General features: G+C 63.8%; 23 protein-coding genes and 1 riboswitch. Of the genes, 14 read left to right on the top strand and 9 right to left on the bottom strand.

Annotation, left to right across the window (positions count from 1 at the left end; translation table 11 throughout):
- Positions 1–232 precede the first annotated feature (232 nt).
- The 5 genes from WBG56_RS11485 to WBG56_RS11465 all read left to right on the top strand — a co-directional run bounded on the left by WBG56_RS11485 (position 233) and on the right by WBG56_RS11465 (position 4,383).
- On the top strand, positions 233–1,138 hold the full coding sequence (locus WBG56_RS11485; RefSeq protein ID WP_424268388.1) for an amino acid ABC transporter substrate-binding protein: 906 nt from the start codon (positions 233–235) through the stop codon (positions 1,136–1,138).
- A 132-nt stretch (positions 1,139–1,270) separates the two neighbouring features.
- Positions 1,271–2,011, top strand: a complete 741-nt coding sequence (locus tag WBG56_RS11480; protein ID WP_424268386.1) for an amino acid ABC transporter permease — start codon at positions 1,271–1,273, stop codon at positions 2,009–2,011.
- 10 nt (positions 2,012–2,021) lie between these two features.
- Entirely contained in the window at positions 2,022–2,711 is a 690-nt protein-coding gene (locus WBG56_RS11475) for an amino acid ABC transporter permease (RefSeq protein WP_424268384.1), read from the top strand.
- Between the two features lie 15 nt (positions 2,712–2,726).
- Positions 2,727–3,461: an amino acid ABC transporter ATP-binding protein gene (locus WBG56_RS11470; protein ID WP_424268382.1), complete on the top strand. Its 735-nt coding sequence runs from the start codon at positions 2,727–2,729 to the stop codon at positions 3,459–3,461.
- 55 nt (positions 3,462–3,516) lie between these two features.
- The gene (locus WBG56_RS11465; RefSeq protein WP_424268380.1) at positions 3,517–4,383 is read left to right on the top strand and encodes a D-amino acid aminotransferase; all 867 of its coding nucleotides are present in this window, start codon (positions 3,517–3,519) and stop codon (positions 4,381–4,383) included.
- Positions 4,384–4,405: 22 nt separating this feature from the next.
- Here WBG56_RS11465 and WBG56_RS11460 read toward each other — a convergent pair whose 3' ends face one another.
- Positions 4,406–5,923, bottom strand: coding sequence for a diguanylate cyclase domain-containing protein (locus WBG56_RS11460; protein WP_424268378.1), 1,518 nt, complete (start codon positions 5,921–5,923; stop codon positions 4,406–4,408).
- 167 nt (positions 5,924–6,090) lie between these two features.
- Between WBG56_RS11460 and ilvA the strand changes: the two genes are divergently transcribed.
- Positions 6,091–7,599 carry a threonine ammonia-lyase, biosynthetic gene (ilvA, locus tag WBG56_RS11455; protein WP_424268376.1) on the top strand — a complete coding sequence of 503 codons (1,509 nt, stop codon included), beginning with the start codon at positions 6,091–6,093 and terminating at the stop codon, positions 7,597–7,599.
- A gap of 12 nt (positions 7,600–7,611) precedes the next feature.
- On the opposite strand, the gene phoR is transcribed toward ilvA, so the two are convergent.
- Entirely contained in the window at positions 7,612–8,940 is a 1,329-nt protein-coding gene (phoR, locus tag WBG56_RS11450; RefSeq protein ID WP_424268374.1) for a phosphate regulon sensor histidine kinase PhoR, read from the bottom strand.
- Positions 8,937–9,632, bottom strand: coding sequence for a phosphate regulon transcriptional regulator PhoB (gene phoB, locus WBG56_RS11445; protein WP_424268372.1), 696 nt, complete (start codon positions 9,630–9,632; stop codon positions 8,937–8,939). Before phoB ends, phoR begins: the two co-directional genes overlap by 4 nt.
- Before the next feature lie 130 nt (positions 9,633–9,762).
- On the opposite strand from phoB, the gene ubiE reads away from it, so the two are divergent.
- The 5 genes from ubiE to rfaE2 all read left to right on the top strand — a co-directional run bounded on the left by ubiE (position 9,763) and on the right by rfaE2 (position 14,685).
- A complete protein-coding gene (gene ubiE, locus WBG56_RS11440; RefSeq protein WP_424268370.1) occupies positions 9,763–10,527 on the top strand; it encodes a bifunctional demethylmenaquinone methyltransferase/2-methoxy-6-polyprenyl-1,4-benzoquinol methylase UbiE in 765 nt (254 codons plus the stop codon).
- Between the two features lie 222 nt (positions 10,528–10,749).
- Complete coding sequence (locus WBG56_RS11435) at positions 10,750–11,727, top strand: Tim44 domain-containing protein (RefSeq protein WP_424268368.1); 978 nt, start codon at positions 10,750–10,752, stop codon at positions 11,725–11,727.
- 215 nt (positions 11,728–11,942) lie between these two features.
- Positions 11,943–12,566: a ubiquinone biosynthesis accessory factor UbiJ gene (locus WBG56_RS11430; RefSeq protein ID WP_424268366.1), complete on the top strand. Its 624-nt coding sequence runs from the start codon at positions 11,943–11,945 to the stop codon at positions 12,564–12,566.
- Entirely contained in the window at positions 12,560–14,125 is a 1,566-nt protein-coding gene (ubiB, locus tag WBG56_RS11425; RefSeq protein ID WP_424268364.1) for a ubiquinone biosynthesis regulatory protein kinase UbiB, read from the top strand. The genes WBG56_RS11430 and ubiB overlap by 7 nt, the downstream gene beginning before the upstream one ends.
- Positions 14,122–14,685 (top strand): D-glycero-beta-D-manno-heptose 1-phosphate adenylyltransferase, encoded by a 564-nt coding sequence (rfaE2, locus tag WBG56_RS11420; protein ID WP_424268362.1) that lies wholly within the window; start codon positions 14,122–14,124, stop codon positions 14,683–14,685. The genes ubiB and rfaE2 overlap by 4 nt, the downstream gene beginning before the upstream one ends.
- Before the next feature lie 91 nt (positions 14,686–14,776).
- Here the strand turns inward: rfaE2 and WBG56_RS11415 are convergent, their stop codons facing one another.
- From WBG56_RS11415 to WBG56_RS11405, 3 genes are all read right to left on the bottom strand, one after another.
- Positions 14,777–15,457, bottom strand: coding sequence for a protein-L-isoaspartate O-methyltransferase family protein (locus tag WBG56_RS11415; protein WP_424268360.1), 681 nt, complete (start codon positions 15,455–15,457; stop codon positions 14,777–14,779).
- Positions 15,458–15,553: 96 nt separating this feature from the next.
- Positions 15,554–16,375: a bifunctional hydroxymethylpyrimidine kinase/phosphomethylpyrimidine kinase gene (gene thiD / locus WBG56_RS11410; protein WP_424268358.1), complete on the bottom strand. Its 822-nt coding sequence runs from the start codon at positions 16,373–16,375 to the stop codon at positions 15,554–15,556.
- Positions 16,376–16,487: 112 nt separating this feature from the next.
- Positions 16,488–17,291 (bottom strand): thiazole synthase, encoded by an 804-nt coding sequence (locus tag WBG56_RS11405; RefSeq protein WP_424268356.1) that lies wholly within the window; start codon positions 17,289–17,291, stop codon positions 16,488–16,490.
- Between the two features lie 244 nt (positions 17,292–17,535).
- On the opposite strand from WBG56_RS11405, the gene WBG56_RS11400 reads away from it, so the two are divergent.
- From WBG56_RS11400 to WBG56_RS11390, 3 genes are read left to right on the top strand one after another with little or no spacing between them, the layout of a single operon-like run.
- A complete protein-coding gene (locus WBG56_RS11400) occupies positions 17,536–18,960 on the top strand; it encodes a CHASE2 domain-containing protein (protein ID WP_424268354.1) in 1,425 nt (474 codons plus the stop codon).
- A gap of 17 nt (positions 18,961–18,977) precedes the next feature.
- Complete coding sequence (locus WBG56_RS11395; protein WP_424268352.1) at positions 18,978–19,352, top strand: hypothetical protein; 375 nt, start codon at positions 18,978–18,980, stop codon at positions 19,350–19,352.
- Entirely contained in the window at positions 19,349–20,695 is a 1,347-nt protein-coding gene (locus tag WBG56_RS11390) for a M48 family metalloprotease (protein WP_424268350.1), read from the top strand. The genes WBG56_RS11395 and WBG56_RS11390 overlap by 4 nt, the downstream gene beginning before the upstream one ends.
- 9 nt (positions 20,696–20,704) lie before the next feature.
- Here the strand turns inward: WBG56_RS11390 and WBG56_RS11385 are convergent, their stop codons facing one another.
- From WBG56_RS11385 to WBG56_RS11375, 3 genes are all read right to left on the bottom strand, one after another.
- On the bottom strand, positions 20,705–21,559 hold the full coding sequence (locus WBG56_RS11385) for a cobalamin-binding protein (protein ID WP_424268348.1): 855 nt from the start codon (positions 21,557–21,559) through the stop codon (positions 20,705–20,707).
- Positions 21,560–21,561: 2 nt separating this feature from the next.
- A complete protein-coding gene (locus WBG56_RS11380) occupies positions 21,562–23,469 on the bottom strand; it encodes a TonB-dependent receptor domain-containing protein (RefSeq protein WP_424268346.1) in 1,908 nt (635 codons plus the stop codon).
- Between the two features lie 102 nt (positions 23,470–23,571).
- Positions 23,572–23,747, bottom strand: a riboswitch (cobalamin riboswitch).
- Positions 23,748–23,888: 141 nt separating this feature from the next.
- Positions 23,889–24,041: a hypothetical protein gene (locus tag WBG56_RS11375; RefSeq protein ID WP_424268344.1), complete on the bottom strand. Its 153-nt coding sequence runs from the start codon at positions 24,039–24,041 to the stop codon at positions 23,889–23,891.
- Positions 24,042–24,371: the final 330 nt, after the last annotated feature.

Here is a 24,371-nt window from a genome sequence, read left to right as displayed (position 1 = left end):
TAGTGGTCAAGCAGTATAGAGCATAGCCTGCCGTTATGGGACCCCGTGAAATTGCTATTTGTTGGAACTCGGTGATCTACTGATAATGTGAGGATCACCGTGCCGTTTTGCGGCATGGTGTCGAGGATGACAAAATGGTTACACTAGCGGTCGCCTGTCGCACCCCTGGCAGGTGCCCGTTCCCGTCAAGAACGACGGAACATCAATTAAAACGGGCTTTTTAGGAGGAATCATGAAAATATTGCCTATCATTCTGGCGACGACTGTTGCAGTAGCAGGGATGACCACCGCCCAGGCTGAAACCAGCCGGATGGACAAGATCAAAGCCACGGGCGAGCTGACGCTCGGCTTCCGTGAGTCATCGATCCCGTTTTCCTATCTGGACGACAAGCAAAAACCCGTCGGCTATTCCATGGACATCTGCTACGGGATTGCCGATGCCCTGAAAAAAGACCTGAACCTGCCCAATCTGAAGATCAAGCTGGTGTCCGTGACCTCCTCCACGCGGATCCCGCTGGTGGCCAACGGCACGGTGGACATTTCCTGCGGGTCGGCCACCAACAACGCCCAGCGCCAGGAACAGGTCGCCTTCGCGCCCACCACCTTCGTGACGGCCACGCGCTTTACCGCCCTGAAGTCTTCCAACCTGAAGGATCTGGCCGATTTCAAGGGCAAGACCGTCGTCTCGACGTCTGGCACCAGCAACCTGAAATGGCTGACCCAGACCAACGCCGACCAGAACCTGGGCATGCGCATCATCCCGGCCAAGGACCACTCCGAAGCGTTCCTGACGGTGTCCAGCGGCCGCGCCACGGCATTCTTCATGGATGACATCCTGCTGGCCGGCCTGGTCGCCAATTCCCAGAATGCCAAAGATTGGATGATCAGCGAGAAGGCCTACACGATCGAACCCTACGGCATGATCGAACCCAAGGGCGATCCGCAGTTCAAGACGGCGGTGGACAATGCCGTCAAGGCCATGATGAAGGACGGCAAGATCGACGCGCTGTACAAGAAATGGTTCACGTCGCCGATCCCCCCGAAGAACATCAACCTGAACTGGCCGATGACTGCTGAACTGAAGAAAGTCATCGAGCATCCCACCGATTCGCCCAACCCCGCCGACTACAAGCAGTAATCCGTAGTCCTTAGGGAAACACTGCGAAAGTGGCGGCACCTCCCGGACTCAGCGCTGGGAGGTGCCGTTTGCATCACAGGTGTCACCGGGCGCGGCCCTCCGCACCCGGAGGGCGCTCCATAGGATATCCATATGAATTACCACTGGAACTGGCTGATTTTCTGGGCGGACGCCCCTGATGGCACCGGAACCTATCTGCACACCCTGATCCGGGGCGCTTACTGGACCCTCGGCGTATCGGTCCTGGCCTGGATCATCGCCCTGGCGCTCGGCGTCATCGTCGGGGTCCTGCGCACCACCCGCATCGGCTGGGTCGAACGCGTGTGCGCCGCCTACGTCGAACTCTTCCGCAACGTGCCACTGCTGGTGCAGATGTTCTTGTGGTATTTCGTCTTTCCGGAAATCGTGCCTCAGGCGCTGGGCGATGCGATCAAGCAGGCCGATCCCGTCTGGAGCACATTCTGGACGGCCACCGTCTGCCTGGGGCTGTTCACCTCGTCCCGGATCGCGGAACAGGTGCGGGCCGGCATCACGGCGCTGCCGCTTGGGCAGAACATGGCGGGCACCGCCCTGGGCCTGACCCGGCCGCAGGTCTATCGCTACATTCTGTTGCCCATGACAGCGCGCATCATCATGCCGCCGCTGACTTCCGAAGCCTTGAACTTGATCAAGAACTCGTCCATCGCCTTCACCATCGGCCTGCTGGAAATCACCGGGGCAGCCCGTTCCATGCAGGAATTTTCCTTCCAGATTTTCGAAAGCTTCACAGCCGCCACCATCCTGTACCTGATCATCAATCTGGTGGTCGTGGTGCTGATGCGCCTGATCGAAAAATGGATCAGCGTGCCGGGCTTCATCGGCACCAAGCGCTAAGGGGGCGACCATGCACGGATTCGATTTTGAAGTCATCTGGCGCACATTGCCCTACGTATTGGGCACGGGCCTGGTGTTCACAGTGAAACTCACGGTCGTGGCTACGATCGGGGCAGTGATCCTGGGGACCCTGATGGCCATGATGCGGCTGTCCTCCAACCGGGTGATATCCGGTGTGGCAGGGTTCTACGTCAATCTCATGCGGGCGTTGCCGCTGATTCTGATCATTTTCTGGTTCTATTTCCTGGTGCCCTACATCATCGGCTGGGTGACCGGCGCCGGACGGCCGATCGCCGTGGGCGGGTTTACGTCGGCGCTGATCACGTTCATCCTGTTCGAGGCCGCGTATTTCTGCGAAATCATGCGGGCCGGCATCCAGTCGATTCCTTTCGGCCAGGTCGGCGCGGGGTATGCGCTGGGCCTGAACTATTGGCAGGTCATGGGCCAGATCGTGCTGCCGCAGGCGTTTCGCAACATGACGCCGGTGCTGCTGACGCAGATGATCGTGTTGTTCCAGGATACGTCCCTGGTCTATGTGCTGTCGCTGACCGACTTCCTCGGCGCCGCCAACAACATCGCGCAGCGCGACGGCCGGATGGTCGAAATGTTCATCTTCGCCGCCGTCGTCTATTTCCTCATTTCGTATATTGCATCCCGCTCGGTCAAACGGCTGGAGCGCCGCATCGCCATCGTGCGCTAAGGGCAGGAGTTATTCATGATTGAATTCAAGAACGTCAGCAAATGGTATGGGTCCTTTCAAGTCCTGACGGATTGCACGACATCGGTGTCCAAGGGTGAGGTCGTGGTGATCTGCGGTCCGTCCGGGTCGGGGAAATCCACGTTGATCAAGACCGCCAATGCGCTGGAACCCTTCCAGAAGGGCGAGATCTTCATCGATGGGGTGTCCGTGGGCGCCGCGGGCACCAATCTGCCGAAACTGCGCTCAAGCATCGGCATGGTGTTCCAGCACTTCGAATTGTTCCCCCACCTGTCGGTCATGCGCAATCTGACTTTGGCGCAGATGAAAGTGCTGGGCCGGTCGGAATCGGATGCCAAGGAACGCGGCCGGGCCTTGCTGGACCGTGTCGGGCTGAGCGCCCACATCGACAAATACCCCGGCCAGCTGTCCGGCGGCCAGCAGCAGCGCGTCGCAATCGCCCGGGCCCTGGCCATGGACCCGATGGCCATGCTGTTTGATGAACCCACGTCGGCTCTGGACCCGGAAATGGTCAACGAGGTGCTGGACGTCATGGTGGATCTGGCCAAGGAAGGCATGACCATGATGGTCGTGACCCACGAAATGGGGTTCGCCCGCAGCGTGGCCGACCGGGTGATCTTCATGGATCAGGGCGCCATCATCGAGGACTGCGCGAAAGACGAATTCTTCGGCAATCCGGATGCCCGCTCCGAGCGCGCCAAGCATTTCCTGTCCAAGATCCTGCATCACTGATGGTTTGCCGGGCCGGCCGTCCTGGCCGGCCCTTTTTTTGTGGAAGGTGTGAGTCATGATTCCCGGTGTCGACAATGACAGCATTGTCTATCTGAATGGCGATTACGTCCGGCTGGGCGATGCCAAGATTTCGGTCCTGGACCGAGGCTTCATTTTTGGCGATGGCATCTACGAGGTCGTTCCTTGCTATGGGGGCAAGCCCTTCCTGATGCAGAACCACCTGGCGCGCTTGCAGCGCAGCCTGAAGGCCATTCGCCTGGACACCGGGCGTAGCATGTCCGATTGGGAAACCCTGGTGGGCGACATGCTGTCGCGCTCAGGCGCCCAGGGGGATTGCACGGTGTATCTGCAAGTCACGCGCGGCGTGGCGAAGCGGGATCATGGTTTCCCGGCCAGCAGCCAGGCCACGGTCTTTTGCATGGTATCGCCGCTGAAACGTCCCGACGCCCATAAGCGCGAGCAGGGCATGACGGCGGTCAGCATGCCCGACGAACGCTGGCTGCACTGTGAAATCAAATCCGTCTCCTTGCTGGGCAACGTGCTGGCCAAACAGTACGCCACGGACGCGGGCGTGGACGAAGTCGTGCAGTTTCGCGATGGCAAGCTGTCCGAGGGTTCATCCTGCAATATCTGGGTCGTCAAGGATGGCGTGCTGCGCGCCCCGGTGCGGGATCATCTCATCCTGGAAGGCATCCGCTACGGTTTTCTGGAACAGCTCGCGGCCGGCGCCGGCATTCCCTTCGAGTCCCGGGCCATCACCCAGGCCGAGGTCGCCGAAGCCGACGAGCTGATGCTCTCGTCGGCCACCAAGGAAGTCCTGCCGATCACGCAATATGACGGTCGCCCGGTGGGCGCCGGCCGGCCTGGCCCGGTATATGCCCGCTTGCGGGCAGGCTACGACCAGGCCATCGCCGCCCTGTGATCGATCGGCCTGGAGGCGGGGTTCAGTCCGGCTGCATCCCCGTCGACCACCAGACGAATTGGTTCTTGCCGGCGTTTTTCGCCGCGTACATGGCGGTGTCGGCCCGGCCGATCAAGGTATCCAGGTCCGCGCCGTGCAGAGGGTACAGCACGGCGCCGATGCTGGCGGAAATGTTCACTTCGATGCCGCTCAGGTCAAAGGGTTGCCGCAGGGCGTGCAGGACGTTGTAGATGATGCGTTCGCCGTCTTCCTGGGTTTGCAGATTGCCCAGCGCGATGGCGAACTCATCGCCGCCGAATCGCGCCACCGTGTCTTCCGACGTTGCCCGGACATGGCGCTTGAGCCGCCGGGCCACTTGCTGAAGCAGATCATCCCCCGTCAGGTGCCCGTAGCAGTCGTTCACCGCCTTGAAGCCGTCCAGGTCCAGGTACAGAATGGCTGCCTGGGTGTTGTGTCGGCGCGCGAACTCCAGCGCCCGCGTACAGCGTTCCTGGAACAGTATCCGGTTGGCCAGCCCCGTCAGGGGGTCGTGCCGGGCTGCGTGCGCCAGTCCGGCTTCGCTGGCCTGCAGGGCCAGCGTAACGGCGCGCTGGCGCGCCATGCCCAGGATCAGGGCGGTGGCAAAGCACAGGATCAGGACCGAGGAAGCGCTCGCGGCCAGCAGGTATCCGGTGCGCCGTTGCGCGGATGGAGCGATCGCTTCGTCGTAGGCGGTGCCGACCACTGCCATCAGGGGGTAGTCGCCCAGCGTGCGGTAGCTGATGATGCGCCGGACGCCGTCCAGTTCGCCTTCATCCACGAAATTGCCCGCCGGCTGGGTGGCGCGGCGGATGAACCAGGTTGACGCGCGGGAATCCTGGTCGAAGCTGATCTTGCCGCCGATATTGCGCCCGCGCGTGTAGCCGTCCAGCCCCGTGACCCCCAACATGCCGTGGACGCCCAGATCGGCCTGCCGATAGAAGCTGGTCAGATAGGCGGGGTCGATCGCCATGACGATCACACCGCCGAAGCGGCCATCCGGCAGAGTGATCCGCAGGGAGAGCGGAATGCGCCATTGCTCCGATACCCTGCCCAGGACGGGGCGGCTGATGAACAGGGTATCGTGAAGATTGTCGCGTTGAGCCAGGAAGAAATCCCGGTCCGCGTAATTCACCTCGGGCGGGGTATCCTGGGTGCTGGCGATGATCGCGCCTTGCGCATTCACCACGCTGATGATGGTGAACATGTCCTCCCGGATCACGTGGTCCCGGACCCAACCCCGCAGATCCGGGGGCGTGCCGTGCCGCAGATAGCCTTCGCGGGCAAAGGCGGCGACCTGTTCCGCGGCTTTCAGTGTGCGAAAGATGTCTTGTTCGAAGGCAATGGTCAGGTTGGAGTTGGCCCGCTGGGCGGCGCTGACCGCCTGATCGCGTTCGCTGCTGATCCGCTGCTGCACGGCCAGCCAGATGGCGCCGATGGCGGCCAGGCACAACACCGCGATGGCAAGGCACAGCGGCTTGTCGAATGCGTAGCGCTGCTCTGGGCCCATGGTGCGAATCATCAGTTTTCCGTAACCCCGCCACTGTACCGGTCCGCCGGATTTTCGTCGAGCGCCAGCCGAAGCGCTGTGGCCGCCGGGCGACGCGGCGGGCGTCGTGTCTGCTGCCGCGCAGGCATGGTTTTCCCTGTGATACTCTCTTCAGTTCCCTTCATCACCCTTTGCGTGCCATGTCCGTTGATTATCTGAAGCGCATTCTGACGTCCAAAGTCTATGACGTCGCTCACGAAACCCCCCTGGACCTGGCCCCTCGAATTAGCAAACGCATCGGCAATACCGTGCTGCTCAAGCGCGAAGACACCCAGCCGGTGTTCAGCTTCAAGCTGCGCGGCGCCTATAACAAAATGGCGCATCTCAGCGCCGATGAGCTCAAACGCGGGGTGATTGCGGCATCGGCCGGCAATCATGCCCAGGGGGTGGCGTTGTCCGCAAGCCGTCTGAAGTGCCGGGCTGTGATCGTCATGCCCGTGACCACGCCCCAGGTCAAGATCGATGCCGTGCGGGCCTTGGGCGGCGAGGTCGTGCTGTTTGGCGACAGCTTCACCGACGCGGCCGAGCATGCCGTCGAATTGCAGAAGCGCGATGGCCTGACCTTCGTGCATCCCTTTGATGACCCCGATGTGATCGCGGGGCAGGGTACCGTGGGCATGGAAATCCTGCGCCAGCACCCGGGGCCCATCGATGCCGTATTCGTGGCGATCGGCGGCGGCGGGCTGATTTCCGGCGTGGCCGCCTACATCAAGCAATTGCGACCGGAAATCCAGGTGATCGGTGTGCAGACCGAGGATTCCGATGCCATGGTCCGCAGCGTGCGGGCTGGGCGCCGGGTGCGCCTGAACGACGTGGGCTTGTTTTCCGACGGCACGGCGGTCAAGCAGGTCGGCCAGGAAACCTTCCGCCTGGTGCGCGAATACGTGGATGACTTCGTGACGGTCGATACGGATGCGATCTGCGCCGGCATCAAGGACGTCTTTCAGGACACGCGCAGCGTGCTGGAGCCGGCCGGCGCCTTGGCGCTGGCCGGGGCCAAGCGTTATGCGGCCCAGCAGAAATGGAAGGGCAAGACCCTGGTGGCCATCACCTGCGGCGCCAACATGAATTTCGACCGCTTGCGGTTCGTGGCGGAACGCGCCGACGTCGGCGAAGCCCGCGAGGCCCTGTTCGCCATCACCTTGCCTGAAAAGCGCGGCAGCTTCCTGCGCTTGTGCGAAGCGGTGGGCCAGCGGGCCGTGACGGAATTCAATTACCGGATTTCCGATGCCGAAAAGGCCCATGTGTATGTCGGGCTGCAGATCCGGTCCGAAGCGGAAATCGAAAAACTGGCCGCGCATTTCCGCAAGCAGGACTTTCCCACGCTGGATCTGACCGGCAATGAAATGGCCAAGACGCACCTGCGCTACATGGTGGGCGGCCATTCGGGCCTGGCCAAGCACGAGGTGCTCTACCGCTTTGAATTTCCGGAACGCCCGGGCGCCCTGATGAAATTCCTGGGCGCCATGAATCCGGATTGGAACATCAGTCTGTTCCATTACCGGAACCAGGGCGACGATTATGGCCGCATCCTGGTGGGTATCCAGGTGCCGCCGGACGACAAGAAGGCCTTCAAGGACTTCCTGTCCACCTTGGGCTACCCGTACTGGAACGAAACGGACAACCCCGCCTATCAATTGTTTCTGTAAGCCGGCGCGGTTTCAGGCGGCATGATCTTCCCGGGCGGCTGCCGCCCGGGCCGTCACGTTGACCCGCGCGGCGGGGAAGACGATTGAAAACGTGCTGCCGGCGCCCGGTATGCTGTCGATGTCCAGCGTGGCCTGGTGGCGCAAGACCACGTGTTTGGTGATGGCCAGGCCCAGGCCTGTGCCGCCCGTGGCGCGGGATCGTCCCCGGTCCACCCGGAAAAAGCGTTCAGTCAGGCGGGGAATGTCGTCCGAGGCGATGCCGATGCCGGTATCGTGAACCCGATAGCAGGCGCCGCCGTCGGCCTGCCGCTCCCAGTGTACGGTGATCGTGCCGCCCGCCGGGGTGTAGCGCACGGCGTTGGTCAGCAGGTTGGTGAGCGCCGACGACAGCTCGCTGCTCTGGCCGACCACCTGCAGCGTGTCGTCCACGCGCACGTCGAACTGGTGCTGGCCGTTCGACAGCGCCTGGCATTGGGTCAGGGCCGTGCGGATCAGCGCGGGCACAGGCACCGGGTTGCCGGGGCCGTTGGGGGTGGTTTCCAGGGACGACAGGGTGAGCAGATCGGCGACCAGCGCCTGCATGTTGTGGGCCTGCTGGGCCATGAGTTCCAGGTAATGACGCCGCTGGTCGGTGCTGATGGCCTCGTCGGGCAGGTCCAGCAGCGTTTCCACGAAACCGGACAGCACGGTCAACGGGGTGCGCATTTCGTGGGAGACGTTGGCGACGAAATCCTTGCGGGTGTTTTCCAGGCGTTCGATCTGGGTGATGTCGCGCGTGACCATCAGGAACTGGCCGACGCCGTAAGGCGCCAGGTGCAGCATCAGGGTGCGGGTCTGGCCGTCCCTGTTCAGGTGCAGGATCAGCGGCTTGTCCCAGCTGTCCTGGCGCGCATAGTGGGCGAACTCCGGCGCCCGGATGATGTTCAGGATGCTGTGCCCCCGGTCCTGGCCCAGGTCCAGGCCCAGATGGTCGGCCGCCGTCTGGTTGCACCACACCAGCGACTTGTCCGGCGCCAGGGTCAGGGCGCCGTCGGGCAGGGCCTCGGCGGCCAGCAGGGCGCGCTGGAAGTTGCGGCTGCGTTCCTGCAGGTCCAGGCGGTTCTGTTTCAGCTTGCGGTAGATGGGCGCCAGGACTTCGTCCCAGGGGCCGACCGAAGGTGGCGGCGGGTCGTCGATGTTGCGCACCCAGCGGGCGATGCGCGACAGCTGCAGGCCGCTGGCCAGGATCATGGCGAGCAGCCCCAGGGCGAAGACCGCCCAGCCGGTGGCGGCGCCCAGCCAGGCGCCCAGCAGCCAGCCGCCCAGCGCCCAGAGCGCGATGGAAACAAGCGTTTTGGTCATTCCGTATATGTCGTGCTGAAACGGTAGCCGGCCCCTCGGACGGTCTGGATGGTGTGTTCCTGGCGGGCAGGCGAGAGTGCTTTGCGCAGGCGGCGGATGTGGACGTCCACGGTGCGTTCTTCCACGAAGACGTGATCGCCCCAGACTTGGTCCAGCAGCTGACTGCGGCTGTACACGCGCTGCGCATGCGTCATCAGGAAGTGTAGCAGGCGGAATTCGGTCGGCCCCATGGGCAGCGCCTGCTGGTTCCCGAAAACCTGCCGTGTGTTCGGGTCCAGCCGAAGGTCCCCTGCCTGGATCGGGTCGGGCGTGAGCTGAGGGGCCCGGCGGCGCAGCAGCGATTTGATGCGGGCGAGCAATTCGCGAGGGGAAAATGGCTTGGTCAGATAGTCGTCGGCGCCCGCTTCCAGCCCGTCGACCTTGTCTTGTTCCGTGCCGCGCGCAGTCAGCATGATCAGGGGGATTTCGCGGGTGCGGGGGGCGGCGCGCAGTTGCTGGGCCAGGCGGATGCCAGGCTGGTCGGGCAGCATCCAGTCCAGCAGGATCAGATCCGGCAGCACGCTCTGGATCTGGGCCTGGGCCTGGCGGGTGTCCTGCGCCGTGTTGACCGTGTAGCCGGCATGTTGCAGATTGATGGACAGCAGTTCCAGGATGGCGGGTTCGTCTTCGATGATCAGAATCGTGGCGGACATGACAGATGTGTGAATCCTGTGGTCGTGTTGAGCAGGGTCATCATACGGTCACATTATTTCATTCATATGACGTTGTCGCAGCCGGGTCCGGGGGCGTTTGGGGGAAGGAATGCGGTACGATACGCGGATCATGAGTGAATCATCCCGACAGCCCGGCCAGGGGCCGGAAACCCATTTTGGATTCGAGACCGTCCGCGAGGCCGACAAGGCCCACCGCGTCGCGGAGGTCTTCCATTCGGTCGCCGGCCGCTACGACTTGATGAACGATCTGATGTCGGGCGGTCTGCATCGGGTCTGGAAGACTTTTACGGTCGGCCGGGCGCAGGTCCGCCCGGGCATGCGGGTGCTGGATATCGCCGGGGGCACCGGCGATCTGGCGCGGGCCTTCGCCAAGCGGGCCGGGCCGACCGGCCAGGTCTGGCTGACCGACATCAATGATTCCATGCTGCGGGTGGGCCGTGACCGCCTGCTGGATCGCGGGCTGGTGACGCCGGTGGCGGTGTGCGACGCCGAATGCCTGCCGTTTCCCGATCGCTATTTCGATCGGGTGTCGGTGGCGTTCGGTTTGCGCAACATGACGCATAAAGACCGTGCGCTGGCCGAAATGCATCGGGTGCTGAAACCCGGCGGCAAACTGCTGGTGCTGGAATTTTCCCGCGTGGCCCCGGCGCTGGCGCCCGTCTACGATTGGTACTCCTTCAACATCCTGCCCAAGATCGGCCAGATCGTGGCGTCCGACGAGGCCAGCTACCGCTATCTCGCGGAATCCATCCGCATGCACCCGGATCAGGAAACGCTGGCCGACATGCTGCGCACGGTGGGGTTTGGCCGGGTGCAGTATTTCAATATGACGGCCGGCGTGGTGGCGCTGCACGAAGGCGTGCGGCTGGACTGATCCCTTTCGCTTCGGGTTTCCAGGGGCCGCGAGACGCGGCCCCCTGTGTTTCCGGGCTTGCCGTGCCTGCGGGCGGTCCGCCCGGGGTGGCCGGCTCCTGCTCCAGCGGGTTTCTGCTGCGAGTCGGCGGAATCTATGGTAATTTACAGAAATTCAGCTTCCTGTCAGCTTGTAATTCATCTTGGCGGTCGCAAGCTGACGAACGATTTCCCAGGAGACCTCATGATTGTTCAAATGCCACGCTGGTTCGTTGCCACGCTGCTGTTGGTCGCGGCCTTGTTGATGCTGGCTGTCACCTCCGATGCCCAGGCGCGCCGCATGGGCGGTGGCGGCAGCTTTGGACGCCAGTCCTCCAATGTCATGAAACAGCGCCAGGCGGTCACGCCGCCGGCAGCCACCACGACGCAGCGGGCCGCAACGCCGGCCGCGGGGGCGGCGGCAGGCACGGCGGCAGCGGGCGTCGCCGCCAAGTCCGGCATGTCCCGCTGGCTGGGCCCCATCGCCGGTATTGCCGCCGGCCTGGGCATTGCCGCCCTGCTGTCCAGCATGGGGTTGTCGGGTGCATTCCTGGAATTCCTGTCCAGCGCCTTGCTGATCGGGCTGGTGATCTTTGCCGTCATGTTCCTGGTGCGGCGCCTGCGCGGCGCCCAGCGCCCCCTGGCTGCCGCCGGGGCTGGCGGGGCGGGCAACAGCTATCGTCAGGCGCAGCAGCCGTCCACCTGGGCGCCGTCATCCGGGGCGCCTGCCGCCGGGGCTGTGGCCGCATCGGCCGCGCCGGTGATCGAATCCGTGCCCTCCACGGCCACGCAGGACCCGTCCTGGTTCATTCCGGGCGACTTTGACGTTCCCGCCTTTCTGAACCAGGCCAAGCAGCAATTTACCCAGGTCCAGGCCTTGTGGGATGCGGGCGACCGGGCTGCCTTGCGCGAGCTGCTGACCGACGACCTGTTGGTGGAAATCACCCCGCGCCTGCCTCAGCCGGGCGAAGGCAATCACACGGAAATCGTCCTGTTGAATGCCGAACTGCTGGGGATCGAGACCGTGGCGGGCGGCCATCTGGCCAGTGTGCGTTATTCGGGCATGTTGCGTGAATCCGCCGGCGCCGAGGCCTTCCGCCTGGAAGAAGTCTGGAATCTGTACAAGGCCGATGGCGCCGGTTGGCTGCTGGCCGGCATCCAGCAGTTGAATCCGCAGGCTTGATCCTGTTCCGGGGCGGGGCATAGGCTGCGCGCCGCCGCCCAAGGCCCCGCGTGGGCCTTGCCTAAAACCAGTAAACTGAGGGTCCGGGACCTGCCATGACGGCGATCCCGGACCCTCAGTTTTTTGAATCCTGCCTTGGGTGTGGCGGCCGGCCGATCTGTCTTCTCGATGTCGATGCCGCCCTTCGCTTCAGCAGGTTCATCGGTTCCCTGCGCATGAACATACCGTTTCCTCCTTTCCTGCCCCGGCCTGCGGACTTGCTGCTGCGCGGGTTCAACGCGCTGTTGCGTCGCGAAACCTGGGCGGCTGCACGCCTGGCCGGTCATGCGGGCAAGTCATTGCGGGTCGCAGCGGGGACATGGTCGCTGCAGGTCGATATCGGTTCGGATGGAATGCTGCGGGTCTGCGATGCCGCCGTGGCGCCCGACGTCACCCTGTCCATCCCCGCCGATCGCTTGAGCGATCTGCCGGCCGCTTGGCGGCGCCAGGGCCTGGCGGGGGTCACGGCATTGGCTCACATCCAGGGGGATGCGGGCCTGGCCCACCTGGTGTCCGACCTGGCGCGCGATCTGCGCTGGGACGTTGAAGACGACCTGTCCCGCATCGTCGGTGATGCGATGGCGGTGCGCCTGGTCCAGGGCGGGCGGCGCTTGGCGACCGGCGTGCGGCACGGCGCCGCGCGGGCACAGGACAATCTGACCGAATATCTGGCCGAAGAATCCGGTATCGGGGTGCGGGGCGTGGATTTTCGCCGCTGGCGCGGCGATCTGCGGGCGCTTGAATCCCGGCTGGACCGCCTGGATGCCCGTGTCCGGCAGTTGCCGGGGGCCGCATGCTGACGTTCTGGCGTCTGACCTATATTCTGTGGATCAGCCTGCGGTATCGGCTGGACGAACTGGTGCTGTCCAGCCTGCAGCATCCCTGGGCGCATGCGCTGCTGCGTCTGGTGTGTCTGGGGCGTCGCCCGCGCCGCCCCCGGGGAGAACGGTTGCGCCTGGCCCTGGAGACCCTGGGGCCGATCTATGTGAAGTTCGGTCAGGTGCTGTCCACGCGCCGGGATCTGGTGCCTGCCGATATTGCCGATGAACTGGCGCGTCTGCAAGACCGCGTGCCGCCTTTTCCATCGGATCAGGCTGCGGCCATTATCCAGGGGGCCCTGGGGGCATCGCCCCAGACTCTGTTCGCGCAGTTCGACCGCGATCCGGTGGCGTCCGCTTCGATCGCCCAGGTGCATTTCGCCGTTCTGCACGATGGGCGCGAGGTCGCCGTCAAGGTCCTGCGTCCGGGCATGCGCGAAGCCATCGAACGGGATCTGACGCTGTTGCGGGCCTTGGCCGGCCTGGTCGAGCGTCTGGCCCCGGATGGCCGCCGCTTGAAGCCGCGCGAGGTCGTCGCCGAATTCGACAAATACCTGCACGATGAACTGGACCTGATCCGCGAGGCGGCCAATTGCAGCCAGCTGCGGCGCAATTTCGGTCCGGATACCGACCGGGCCGACCTGCTGCTGGTGCCCGAAGTCGTCTGGGAATTCTGCGCCAGCCAGGTCTTCACCATGCAGCGCATGCGCGGGGTGCCGGTCAGCCGGGTGGCCCAGCTGCGCGAACTCGGGGTGGACATCCCCCTGCTGGCCCGCCAGGGCGTGGAAATCTTTTTCATGCAGGTGTTCATCGATGGCTTTTTCCATGCCGACATGCACCCGGGCAATATCTATGTTTCCGACGACCCGGATTCCCTGGGGCGCTATATCGCCCTGGACTTCGGCATCGTCGGATCGCTGTCGGAATTCGACAAGAATTATCTGGCGCAGAATTTCCTGGCCTTCTTCCGCCGCGATTACCGCCGGGTGGCGCAGTTGCACATCGAATCGGGCTGGGTGCCGCCCACTACCCGCGAGGAAGAACTCGAAGGCGCGGTGCGCGCCGTGTGCGAACCCTATTTCGACCGGCCGTTGGCGGAAATTTCCCTGGGGCAGGTGCTGCTGCGCCTGTTCCAGACCTCGCGCCGCTTCAATGTCGAAATCCAGCCCCAGTTGGTGCTGCTGCAAAAGACTTTGCTGAATGTCGAGGGCATGGGGCGCGAACTGGACCCCAACCTGGACCTCTGGCAAACCGCCAAGCCCTTTCTGGAACGTTGGATGCATCAGCGGGTGGGCCTGAGGGGCCTGCGCCAGCGGCTGGACCAGGAAGCCAGCCAGTGGGCGCAGATCCTGCCGCAGATCCCCCGGCTGGTCTATACCCGGTTGAACCACCCCGATCCGGGGCCCGCCATGCGGTCCGAACTGGAACGGCTGCGCCGCGCCCAGGAAGGCGCCAATCGGCTGCTGGTCGTTCTGTGCGGCATCCTGGCCGTGGGGCTGGGGGTTGCCGTGTGGGCGCTGACGCGAGGGGGCGGGGTATGACCTCGGAATCGACCGATGCCGCCCGCGGTTCCACGGCGCCCGGCCGCATAGCGGATGCGGCCAAGGCGCCGGGAGGGCCGACCCCCCGTTTCGAGTCGAAGATCCTGTCGCCTGAAGATTGCCGGGAGGCGATCGTCCAGAGATGCCTGCCGCACCCCTGGGTGTTCACCAACGGGGTATTCGACATCCTGCACCGCGGCCACGTCACGTACCTGGATCAGGCGGCGCAATTGGGCGGTTCTCTGATCGTGGCGGTCAATACCGATGCGTCCGTGCGCCGGCTGGGGAAAGGCGCGGATCGACCCCTGAACGCGTGCGCCGATCGGGCCGCCTTGCTGGCGGCATTGGCTTGCGTGGATCTGGTCACCTGGTTCGAGGAAGACACCCCCCTGGAACTGATCCAGGCGTTGCGTCCGGATATCATCGTCAAGGGCGGTGACTACGATATGGACCTATTGCCCGAAACCGCCGCGGTGCGTGGCTGGGGCGGCAGCGCGGTGGCCATCCCATTTGAACACCAACGGTCCACCACGGCCTTGCTGCGGAAGATCCGCCAATGAACCTGTAGCTCCGCCGCCAAGCAAAAAGGCCTCTTTCAGACGAAAGAGGCCTTTTTGCTACTGGGCCGCAGGATCTGCGATCTGCGTGCCGTCAGAACTTGAAGCGGGATCGTGCCGTGCCGCGCAGGGGCTTGGTCCAGGTGTCGAAGACCTGCACGGTTTCGAAGTTCGCGGCGCTGGTGCGCGTGATGCGGCAGGCGGTCATGATGGGGTTGTGTCCCACGATGGCTACCAGGCGCCCGCCCACGGCCAGTTGGTACTTCAGCGCGTCGGGGACGGTCGGGACCGAGCCGGTGATCAGGATGGCGTCGTATTCCGCCGTGCCCCAGCCAGCGTGGGCGTCGCCGGTTTCCTGCACGACGTTGCCGATCTGGCTGCGGGCCAGGTTGCCCTGGGCAAAAGCCGCCAGGCGGCTGTCGATTTCGATGGACGTGACCTGTTGGCACAGGCGCGACAGCAGGGCGGCCTGGTAGCCGGACCCGGTGCCGATTTCCAGCACGCAGTCGCTGGGGACCAGTTGCAGTTCTTCGATCAGCTTGGTCTCGACCTTGGGCGAGAGCATGTGTTCGCGCGTATCGACGCCATCGATCACCAGCGGCAGTTCCGTGTCCGTGAACGCCAGGGCCTGCAGCTGAGGCGGCACGAAGCGTTCGCGCGGCAGGTCGAAGGCCGCTTGCAGCAGGCGTTCGTCCTGGACGTTCCAGGGGCGGATCTGCTGTTCGACCATGTTGAAACGGGCACGTTCAGCGTCGCTGATGTCGTTGACGTTCATGTTTCGTGAGCCTTAGGGTTAACGTGAGTCGATTATAGGCCAGACCCCCGTGCCTGCGGGGGCGGCCGGCGCCGGGATTGAGGGCCGGCGGTGGATTCAGGCGGGCCTGCCCCACCAGGCGTGGAAGTGCTGGACGGGCCCGTGGCCGGATCCCACCTGCAATTGGCCGGATGCCGCGATGGCCCGTTCCAGGTAGTCCTTGGCCCGGCGGGCGGCTTCCGGCACGTCTCCGGTGCGCGGCAGCAGGGCGGCCAGGGCGGCCGAGAGCGTGCACCCGGTGCCGTGAGTGTTGGGGGTGTCGATGCGCCGGCCCGGCAGTTCGATCATGCGGTCGCCGTCGTGCAGCAGGTCGATGGTGTCGTCGCCGGGCAGGTGGCCGCCCTTCAGGAAGACCCAGCGGCGGGTGTCGTCCGGCAACAGGCGGCGCAGGCGTTCGGCTGCCCGGCGCATGTCTTTCAGGTTGTCGACCGGCCCCTGGTCCAGCAGCACGCCGGCCTCGGGCAGGTTCGGTGTGATGATGGTCGCCAGAGGAATCAGGCCTTCGCGCAGGGCCTCGACGGCCTGGCGTTCCAGCAGATGGTCGCCGCTTTTGGCGACCATGACCGGGTCCAGCACCAGGTGGGCGGGCTGCCAGTGTGCCAGCCGTTCGGCCACGATGCGTGTGACGCCCGCCTGGCCCAGCATGCCGATTTTCACCGCGTCGACGCGCACGTCGGCAAACAGGGTGTCGATCTGCGCGGCGACGAAGTCCGGCGGCACCGGGGCGATGTGCGTGACGGCCTGGGTGTTCTGGGCGGTCAGGGCCGCGATCACCGCCATGCCGTAGGCGCCCAGGGCGCTCATGGTCTTGACGTCGGCCAGGACGCCGGCGCCGCCGGAAGGGTCCACGCCGGCGATGGATAAGGTGTTCGGAATCATCGGAGGTTTCTGCGTCGGTCGGAAGGGCCTGGCGTCCTGTCCGGTCAAGACTCGTTCAAGCGGGTCGATCGACCGGGACGCCGGGGGTTGCGGATTCTGGGGCGGGGAAAAATCAGGCCGCCCGCGTCGACGGCAACAGGCCTTCGGCGGGCGAACTGGGGTCCGCGTCGTAGTATTTGCGTTTTACGCGACCGGCCAGATAGGCCTCGCGGCCGGCTTCCACGCCCAGGCGCATGGCCCGCGCCATGCGGATCGGGTCGCGGGCGCCGGCGATCGCGGTGTTCATCAGGATGGCGTCGCAGCCCAGTTCCATGGCGATGGCGGCATCGGACGCCGTGCCGACCCCGGCATCCACCAGCACCGGGACGCGGGCCTGGTCGATGATCAGGCGCAGATTCCAGGGGTTGACGATGCCCATGCCCGAGCCGATCAGGGATGCCAGCGGCATCACGGCCGACACGCCGATGTCCTCCAGCATGCGGCACTGGATGGGGTCGTCGCTGCAGTAGACCATCACGTCGAAGCCGTCGGCCACCAGCGTGCGGGCCGCCGCCAGGGTTTCCGGCATATTGGGGAACAGGTTGCCGGCATCGCCCAGGACTTCCAGTTTGCACAGGTTGTGGCCGTCCAGCAGTTCGCGGCCCAGCCTCAGGGTGCGCACGGCGTCGTCAGCCGTGTAGCAGCCCGCCGTGTTGGGCAGGATGGTGTAGCGGTCCGGGGACAGGAAGTCCAGCAGATTGGGCTCGCCCGGGTTCTGGCCGATGTTGGTGCGGCGGATGGCGACGGTGACGATTTCCGTGCCGCTGGTCTCGATAGCGTCGCGGGTCTGGTCGAAATCGCGGTATTTTCCGGTGCCGACCAGGAGCCGGGAATGGAAAGTGCGATCAGCAATGGTGAGGGTATCTGCGGTGTTCATGGCGTGTATCGTGGGCGGGCCTGTAATGGATGCGGCCGCGCGCAGCGGCTCTTGCGTAAGGATAGTCCATAAATGTGAGGCGCATGGGCGGACCGATACGGCGCGGGTGGGGCGGCAGGCATGGCGGTGAGGCACCGTGACGCGGTTTTCAATCGCGAGAATACATCTTGTAATTTGTGTTTATACAAAGATAATAAATTTCTCGGACTGATACACTTTTTCTTTTACCCATCGTATCCCGGACATGGTGACCTGTCGTTCGAAGTTGTCCAAGCATCTCCGGTTCCTGGCGCAACTGTTGATGCTTTGGGCTTTGGGCATGTGGGTGATCTGGGCGGATCCTTTCGGTTTGTCTTCCGCCAGCGAACGGGCATTGGCGGAAGATATCAGTCGTTCGCGCGCCTATGTGCAACCTGTGCCGCCAGCCCCCATCACGGTTGTGAATATAGATTACGACAGCATTAGGGCACTGCATGAGAGCGGGCGGCTCGAAGCAAACGACTGGCCGCTGACCTATCGTGATCATGCGCGCATTTTGAGCCGGCTGGTCTCGCGCCAGAATGCGGATGATGTTCCCGCAGCAGTGTTCTACGACATCTTCTTCGAGCGCCCCCGGACTGCCAGCGGAGATATGCGGCGGCTTGGCAGTGTTCTGGGCCGTATCGCGCAGGGAACCGATCAATCCAGCCGGCCGTATCCCCCAGTCTATCTGGCTGGCGGCGGTGGAAAAATTCCGATTTCGGATGAGACCTACGCCTTGCTGAACCAGCCCAAGCTGGTGGCTTCCGTGTGGGACGGGCTGGGCGACAACTACCCGCTGAGCCGAGGTCTGCGAGATGCAGATCGTGAAACGGCGGTACCACAGTCGGCGCCCAGTGCCGCGTGGGCTCTTTACCAGGAACTGTGTCGAGCTCGTGGTCACGGTTGCGGCGGTATCCAGGCGCAGGATGTCCTGTCCACGCAATGGGTGTTGCGTGAAGACAGAGAGTGCGGCAATTGGACTACCCGGGTTCCAAGGTATGTGCTGCTGACGATCTTCCGCTACCTGGGGTTCGGTGGCGCGCCGGCAAGCGCCTCGACTGATTGCCTGCCGGTCCATCAAGTCAGGCTGTCCGAGTTGTTCCTGCCTGATGGTGGCCGCCTCAGACCGCCTTATCTTGGATCCGGGGAACCTTTTGTCGTGCTTGCCGGGGTGATCATGCCCAGCCTGAACGACTACCACGCAACTCCCCTCTACGAGCGGCTGGCGGGCGTTTATATCCATGCCATGGCTCTAGAGAATCTTGATCGCCTGGGTGGTGATTATTTGCGGACTCGGGAGATTCGGCACGTCTCTTCGCTCGTGTGGCTATTGCTGACCACGCTGGTTTGCATCTGGCGCCAGTATTTCAGACAAAAGGCCGGGCGGCTCATCCGTGCGCGATGCGGCTGTAGCGTCCAGCCGCAACCGTCAAACCAAGGCTTGGCGGGCGCGGCGGCTCGCCAAGCGCTTGGTCGTCTGGCTCGACGCGCGGCATGGCTGTCTCTGTGGGTTCTGATGGTTTTTGCAATTTATGTGCTGTGCTATTCAATCTTGGATATTGCACTGCAAGGATGGCTGTTCATGATCGGCTTGGTGTCGTTGCTGTTGTTTTGGGATGGGGCTTCGACGGCAGCGCGAAACCCATGAATTAACGAGGAGACCTTATGTGGAAAGCCGGCTTGAATGTGCTGTGGGCGGGATTGATCGCCTTGTCGTGTTTTGGTGTCCGCGCGGAGACTCTGAAGGTAGTGGCAGTGGCCAGTCCGGATCTGGTCGAGGTGATCAGGCTTTCAGATGGCGCGGGTTTGTGGTGGTCGGATCTTGCCGGCCTGCAGTTGCCGATCCGCGCAGTGCGTGCGCCCGAAGGCCGGCTGAGTTTCCGGTTTCGGGGTGTGGAGTATGAGATCGAGCGGGCGGACGTCACGCTGGCGGACGAAAGGAGACTTGTCGTGGATGCCTGCAACACAGTGCCGGTTTCTCTCCCGTCCGATCATAAGCAAGCCAGCGTTAAAGGGGCCGGCGAAGGGTGCAGAAAATGATGCGTGTGTTTTCGCTGCTTCTTCCTCTTCTGCTGTTGGCCGGGTGTGCAGGTATTCCGGGAACAGGGAAGGGTAAGGATGTCGTTGGCTATGACCGCCAGGTCAATGTCATTGACACTCAGTATCTGCATCAGATGGACCGCACCATGGTTGGAGACCCTGAATTGATCGCCTATGTTCAGGGGATTCGCGGCAAGCTGGAGGCTGCGCATGGCGAGCCTTGCGACTGCGTTGTTCTTGTGGATTCGTTCAGTGGTTACGAGGCCTACTCGATTTCGACGAAGACGGTGGTTGTGTCAGCTGGCGTTGTGGCTCAGGCTGGCTCGGAAGACGAGCTGGCGGCCATCATCGCGCATGAATTGGGTCATGCCTATTCTTGGGATGCTGTGAAGGGCATGGTCCAGGATGCCTCCGTATTCGCCGTCAGCGCGGCGGGGTGGATTGCAGGGGCTGGCGGTTATTCGGTCATGTTGGAGGATTACATCAAGGATGTGTCCCGGGGATTGATTTACAAGCGCTGGAATATCAAGCAGGAAACGGATGCGGACCTTTTTGCGGTAGATCTTCTGGTCAAGGCTGGCTATTCGGTCCGAGGTCTGAAAATGGCGATCAGAAAGTTGGCGCAGTATGGCTCGCATGCCGTGCCCCCTTCATCCGCAGAGGCAGTCTGCGCTGCCGGAGGTCAGCAGTTCGACGACAAGAGGCTTAAGGCATGCAGCAAGGTCTGGACTGGGGCGAACGACAGCGTTTATCAAGAACGCGACAGTCGATTGAAGGCGGTTCTTGTGGCATCCGGAAGCCTGACCAAAGACGAGCGTCGTCGGGCGCTGGGCAAGGCGCCGCCCCGCTTTGCCTCGGTGGATTATCTGTTCGGAATGAATCAGTTGGTGGCGACGAGTGCCGCTACGCTTCGACGCGGTCTGGCACGTGTTGAGCGGACTCCGATGCCGTTCAGCCTGGAGGGCAATGTTTCGGTCACCAATCGCCTTGCCATGGCGCATTTCTTGTTGGGGAATAAAGAAAAATCGGATGCTTACCTGGTCCGCAGTTTTCTCAGTCCTAATCGGACAGTCTGGACGTTCACGCAATATTATCGGTACCTGAGCAGCAGCCAGGATCCCGATCTGATTCTGGAGACCATCAACCAGTCGCGCCGCGAGGTTGGGCCGAATCAGGCGCTGCTGCCCATTGAAGCTTATCTTGCCAAACGCTATAAGCTGCCGGGTATCCTCTTGGAAACCACAGGGCGGTGTTGGTTGTCCCTGGTGGGAGATGTCAAAACCTTGAATCTATGCAGTGAATTCGAGAAGCGCGCCGATGCCGGCGGGCGGGCCCCTTGGTGACGGTGAACTTCAGCGGCTGCTGCGCAGATCCGCGCAGATCGCCTCCGCCGCATCCACCAGGCGCGGCCCCGGCCGATGCAGCCAGTCGGGATCGACGGCGTAGATGCGGCCCTGCCGGGCGGCGGGCAGGCCGTGATCGGCCCACCAACGTGTGCGGGCGGCCAGCGTCTCGCCGCCGTAGGGCGACATGATCAGGACCCGTGGGTTCAGGTGCAGCACGGATTCCACGCTGACCTGAGGCGCGGCCACGCGGCTGTCCGCGTAGGGGTTGATGCCGCCGCAGCGGGCCAGCAGGTCGTTGACCAGCGGGTCGCGGCCCAGGGTGAACAGGGGGTCGGCGCTGACCTCGATGAAGACGGTTTGCGCGGGCGCAGGCGCGGGACGCAGGCGGTCGATGCGCTGCTGCAAGGCTGCGGCGGCGCTGTTGGCCTGGCGCTGTGTGCCCAGTCGTCCGCCCAGCTGCCGGATCAGGGCGGGGATGTCGTCCAGGCTTTTCGGGTCGACGTAGACCAGGGGGGTGTTCAGCGTCCGCAGCCGGCGGGCCAGCGCTCGGCTGGCATCGGTCGGATACCAGGCGACCACCAGCGTGGGGCGCAGGGCCAGTACGGATTCCTCGCTGTATTGCACGCCATCGCCGATGCGCGGGATATCGCGTGCCGCAGGAGGGTAGTCGCTGCGCAGCACGGTGCCGACGATGTCGGCGCCGGCCCCGGCTGCGTAGACCAGTTCGGTCGCGCTGGGGGCCAGGGTGATGATGCGAGGCGTGGTGTCGGCCGCCCTGGCTGCGCCGGCGCACAGGCAGGCTGCGGCCGCCAGGCCCAGGATGCGTCGTCGCATCCCGCGCAAGCCCATCGGCCGTTCCATGCCTACATCCGCCAGGACAGATTGACGAACACGTTGGAGCCCGGCGTGTTGTAGCCGTCCACCAGCACGTAGTCCTTGTCCAGCACGTTGTTCCAGCGCACCTGCACGCCCAGGGACTTGCTGAAGTCGTAGGCGGCGGTCAGGTTGACCAGGGAATAGCCGCCCAGGCGGGTCCTGTTGGCCAGGTCTTCGTAGCGGTTGCCGGTGTATTGATATTCCGCGCCCAGCTTCAGCGCCTGGATGCGGTGTTCGACGCCCAGGTGAAAGACCTGACGAGCGCGTCGTGGCAGGGTGGAGCCCTCGGCAGGGGTGAAGCCTTGCGCGGGCCGTGGATCGTCATTGCGCGGATCCAGGAAGTCCGCGCTCGCCAGCAGGGTGGTATTGCCGAAGTTGTGCTGGCCGGTCAGGGTCAGGCCGTGGATGGTGGCCTGGCTGACGTTCTTCGTCGTGCAGGGGCCGCTGGGGTCGCTGCAGTTGTAAGGATCGATGAGGTTCTCGATCCGGTTCCGGTACAAGACCAGGGACAGTTGCGTTGCCGCGGTCTGGTAGCGGACGTGCGCTTCGACGTTCTTCGATTTCTCCGGCTTGAGGTTCGGGTTGCCCTTGAAGCCGAAGGCCAGGGGCCAGTACAGATCATTGAACGTCGGTGCATGAAAGCCCGTGTTGCCGGCGACGCCGATCTGCCAGGCGTCCGTCAGGTCGAAATCCAGCCCCAGGCTGCCCGTGGCCTGGTTGCCGTAGCCCGAGATATTGTCGTTGCGCACGCTGGCCTGGGTATGCAGGCGGTCGATTCTGCCCTTGTAGATCAGCGCCGCCGCGTTCGTGTCGCGCGCCTCCTGGCTGTATCGCGTGCTAGAGCTCTGAGCCCGTTCTTCCTGGCGTTCCAGCAGGACGGAAATCCGGTGATCGGCAAGCGGCCTGAAGGTGTTGGTCCAGCTGTATTGGCGTTTGAGCGAACTGAATACGCTGGACGAATCGCTGCGATTGTCGTTGCTGTCCTTGGTGAAGCCGAACCGCAGGTCGCTGTCCCACCAGTCCGTGATCCTGTCCGCGCTGTTCAGACTGTAGGCTTGCTGGCGAAAGATCGTGTAGGTGTCTGGGTAGGGCGTGAACTCGTTGTCATAGTCGCCGTCGGTGTAGCCGTTGTAGGCGGTCACGCCGATCCGGTGGCCTTCGGCCCAGCGATAGCCCAGCGTGCCGGAAACGGCATGGCTGCGGTAGCCGTCCTTGTCCGGGTCGTGGCCGGTGATGGGCGTGTTGTTCGCTTTGCGCGGACGCAGGGCGTCGAAGCCCTTGCTGCTCGCCGCGCTGGTCGACAGGCTGTAGTCCCAGCCTTGGGCGGCGCCCGACAGGCCCAGGCTGGACTTGGCGGTTTCGTAGGTGCCGTAACCGATGTTCGCCCAGGCGGACAGCGGGCGGTCCTGCTCGCCTTGCTTCGTGATGATGTTGATCACACCGCCGATCGCGTCGGACCCATACAGACTGCTGGCGGCGCCGCGCAGGATCTCGATGCGCTCGACCGTCGCCGGATCGATGGCGGGAAAATTGACGCCGCCCCAGGTCGAGCCGTTGACCCGCATCCCGTCGATCAGCACCAGCGTGTGATTGGAGTTCGCTCCTCGCAAGAACAGGCTGGTCACGGTCTGCGGCCCGCCGTTCGAAGTGAACTGCACCCCCGGTGCCCGCCCAATGATCTCGGCAAGACTATCGCCGCGCGCCTCGGCCAATTGCTTTGGCCCGATCACCGTTACATCGCCAACCACTTCGGACAACGGTTCGGCGGTGCGGCTGGGCGTGACGACAATGTCTTGCAGCGCGGGAATGGCTGCGGTGTCGGGTTGGGCCGTAGCGGCCAGAGGAATGAGACAGACGGCGGCGGCGAGCGTGCGCCGCGAAAATGGGATGGTCATGACAGGCCCTGTGTGGCGCGCGTCCCCGCACGCCGGAATAATCAACGCCTGCAGGCCGTGATGGATCTGCCCGGATGGATCGGCAGTCGGGCGCGGCAGGCAATCAGGAGATCGAAGCAGGCCGGTATCGGGCTGGCGCGGGCCGGGCCAAGGGCCCGGAGGTCGCGCGCACCGTTGCGGGGGCAGCACAGCTGGGTCCGGTGACGGACCGTCTGTTTCCCGTTTGGATGCCAAGGCGCGGATGGGCGCCCAGGCATACCTGTTTCGAGGGGCATTATAAGGGCGCTTCGGCAAACGCCGTTACTCGTGGCGAGGACGTCGATCGTGGCGTGGCAGCGTGCAGTCAGGCGGACACGAAAAAGCCCCGCTCAAGCGGGGCCGGCACGGTGACGGCGGCGAGAGCCGCCTGCTGTTCGCAATCAGGCGTGGGCGGGGCGTCCGGCGCCGAACAGGATGCCCAGGATGCGGGCCATCAGGCTTTCTTGCGGCCGGTTCGCGCGCTCGGCGCGTTCTTCCGCCATCATGCGTTCAAAGGCTGCGTTCACGGGGTAGTTCGAAAAGGGTGCCAACATGCTGCTCTCCTTGATTATGTTTGCTTGTCGTCGAGCGACTGGTGAAAACACCTATAGGGTTAACCCTAGTATAGCGAAGCAGCTATGGAAAAGCCAGTTTTTACAGGCTGACCGGTACAAATACGCAGTATGGCAAATGGCGATAGTGCGCGACCGCAGGTCGACTCCCGCCAGGGGCCTTCGTCTGCTGCGAATTCGCCGCACGATGCCCAGCATGCCCCTCTTTGCGTCAATCGTGGCATCAGGGGGCCGAGGGGCGCTGTTGGAGCTTACTCGTCCACATCCGGCGAAGCCGCCAAGACGCGACCGGCGCCCTCGGCCCCCTGATGC

This window comes from Castellaniella sp. (assembly GCF_049671645.1).
Taxonomy (GTDB): Bacteria; Pseudomonadota; Gammaproteobacteria; order Burkholderiales; family Burkholderiaceae_B; genus Castellaniella.
The sequence above is the reverse complement of the archived record's forward strand: the minus strand, read 5'-3'. Positions and strand labels throughout refer to the sequence as shown.

Bases quoted from the DNA above. Each gene is read 5' to 3' on its own strand.
- WBG56_RS11485 (WP_424268388.1), top strand. From the start codon at position 233: ATGAAAATATTGCCTATCATTCTGGCGACGACTGTTGCAGTAGCAGGG.
- WBG56_RS11480 (WP_424268386.1), top strand. From the start codon at position 1,271: ATGAATTACCACTGGAACTGGCTGATTTTCTGGGCGGACGCCCCTGAT.
- WBG56_RS11475 (WP_424268384.1), top strand. From the start codon at position 2,022: ATGCACGGATTCGATTTTGAAGTCATCTGGCGCACATTGCCCTACGTA.
- WBG56_RS11470 (WP_424268382.1), top strand. From the start codon at position 2,727: ATGATTGAATTCAAGAACGTCAGCAAATGGTATGGGTCCTTTCAAGTC.
- WBG56_RS11465 (WP_424268380.1), top strand. From the start codon at position 3,517: ATGATTCCCGGTGTCGACAATGACAGCATTGTCTATCTGAATGGCGAT.
- WBG56_RS11460 (WP_424268378.1), bottom strand. From the start codon at position 5,923: ATGATTCGCACCATGGGCCCAGAGCAGCGCTACGCATTCGACAAGCCG.
- ilvA (WP_424268376.1), top strand. From the start codon at position 6,091: ATGTCCGTTGATTATCTGAAGCGCATTCTGACGTCCAAAGTCTATGAC.
- phoR (WP_424268374.1), bottom strand. From the start codon at position 8,940: ATGACCAAAACGCTTGTTTCCATCGCGCTCTGGGCGCTGGGCGGCTGG.
- phoB (WP_424268372.1), bottom strand. From the start codon at position 9,632: ATGTCCGCCACGATTCTGATCATCGAAGACGAACCCGCCATCCTGGAA.
- ubiE (WP_424268370.1), top strand. From the start codon at position 9,763: ATGAGTGAATCATCCCGACAGCCCGGCCAGGGGCCGGAAACCCATTTT.
- WBG56_RS11435 (WP_424268368.1), top strand. From the start codon at position 10,750: ATGATTGTTCAAATGCCACGCTGGTTCGTTGCCACGCTGCTGTTGGTC.
- WBG56_RS11430 (WP_424268366.1), top strand. From the start codon at position 11,943: ATGAACATACCGTTTCCTCCTTTCCTGCCCCGGCCTGCGGACTTGCTG.
- ubiB (WP_424268364.1), top strand. From the start codon at position 12,560: ATGCTGACGTTCTGGCGTCTGACCTATATTCTGTGGATCAGCCTGCGG.
- rfaE2 (WP_424268362.1), top strand. From the start codon at position 14,122: ATGACCTCGGAATCGACCGATGCCGCCCGCGGTTCCACGGCGCCCGGC.
- WBG56_RS11415 (WP_424268360.1), bottom strand. From the start codon at position 15,457: ATGAACGTCAACGACATCAGCGACGCTGAACGTGCCCGTTTCAACATG.
- thiD (WP_424268358.1), bottom strand. From the start codon at position 16,375: ATGATTCCGAACACCTTATCCATCGCCGGCGTGGACCCTTCCGGCGGC.
- WBG56_RS11405 (WP_424268356.1), bottom strand. From the start codon at position 17,291: ATGAACACCGCAGATACCCTCACCATTGCTGATCGCACTTTCCATTCC.
- WBG56_RS11400 (WP_424268354.1), top strand. From the start codon at position 17,536: ATGGTGACCTGTCGTTCGAAGTTGTCCAAGCATCTCCGGTTCCTGGCG.
- WBG56_RS11395 (WP_424268352.1), top strand. From the start codon at position 18,978: ATGTGGAAAGCCGGCTTGAATGTGCTGTGGGCGGGATTGATCGCCTTG.
- WBG56_RS11390 (WP_424268350.1), top strand. From the start codon at position 19,349: ATGATGCGTGTGTTTTCGCTGCTTCTTCCTCTTCTGCTGTTGGCCGGG.
- WBG56_RS11385 (WP_424268348.1), bottom strand. From the start codon at position 21,559: ATGGAACGGCCGATGGGCTTGCGCGGGATGCGACGACGCATCCTGGGC.
- WBG56_RS11380 (WP_424268346.1), bottom strand. From the start codon at position 23,469: ATGACCATCCCATTTTCGCGGCGCACGCTCGCCGCCGCCGTCTGTCTC.
- WBG56_RS11375 (WP_424268344.1), bottom strand. From the start codon at position 24,041: ATGTTGGCACCCTTTTCGAACTACCCCGTGAACGCAGCCTTTGAACGC.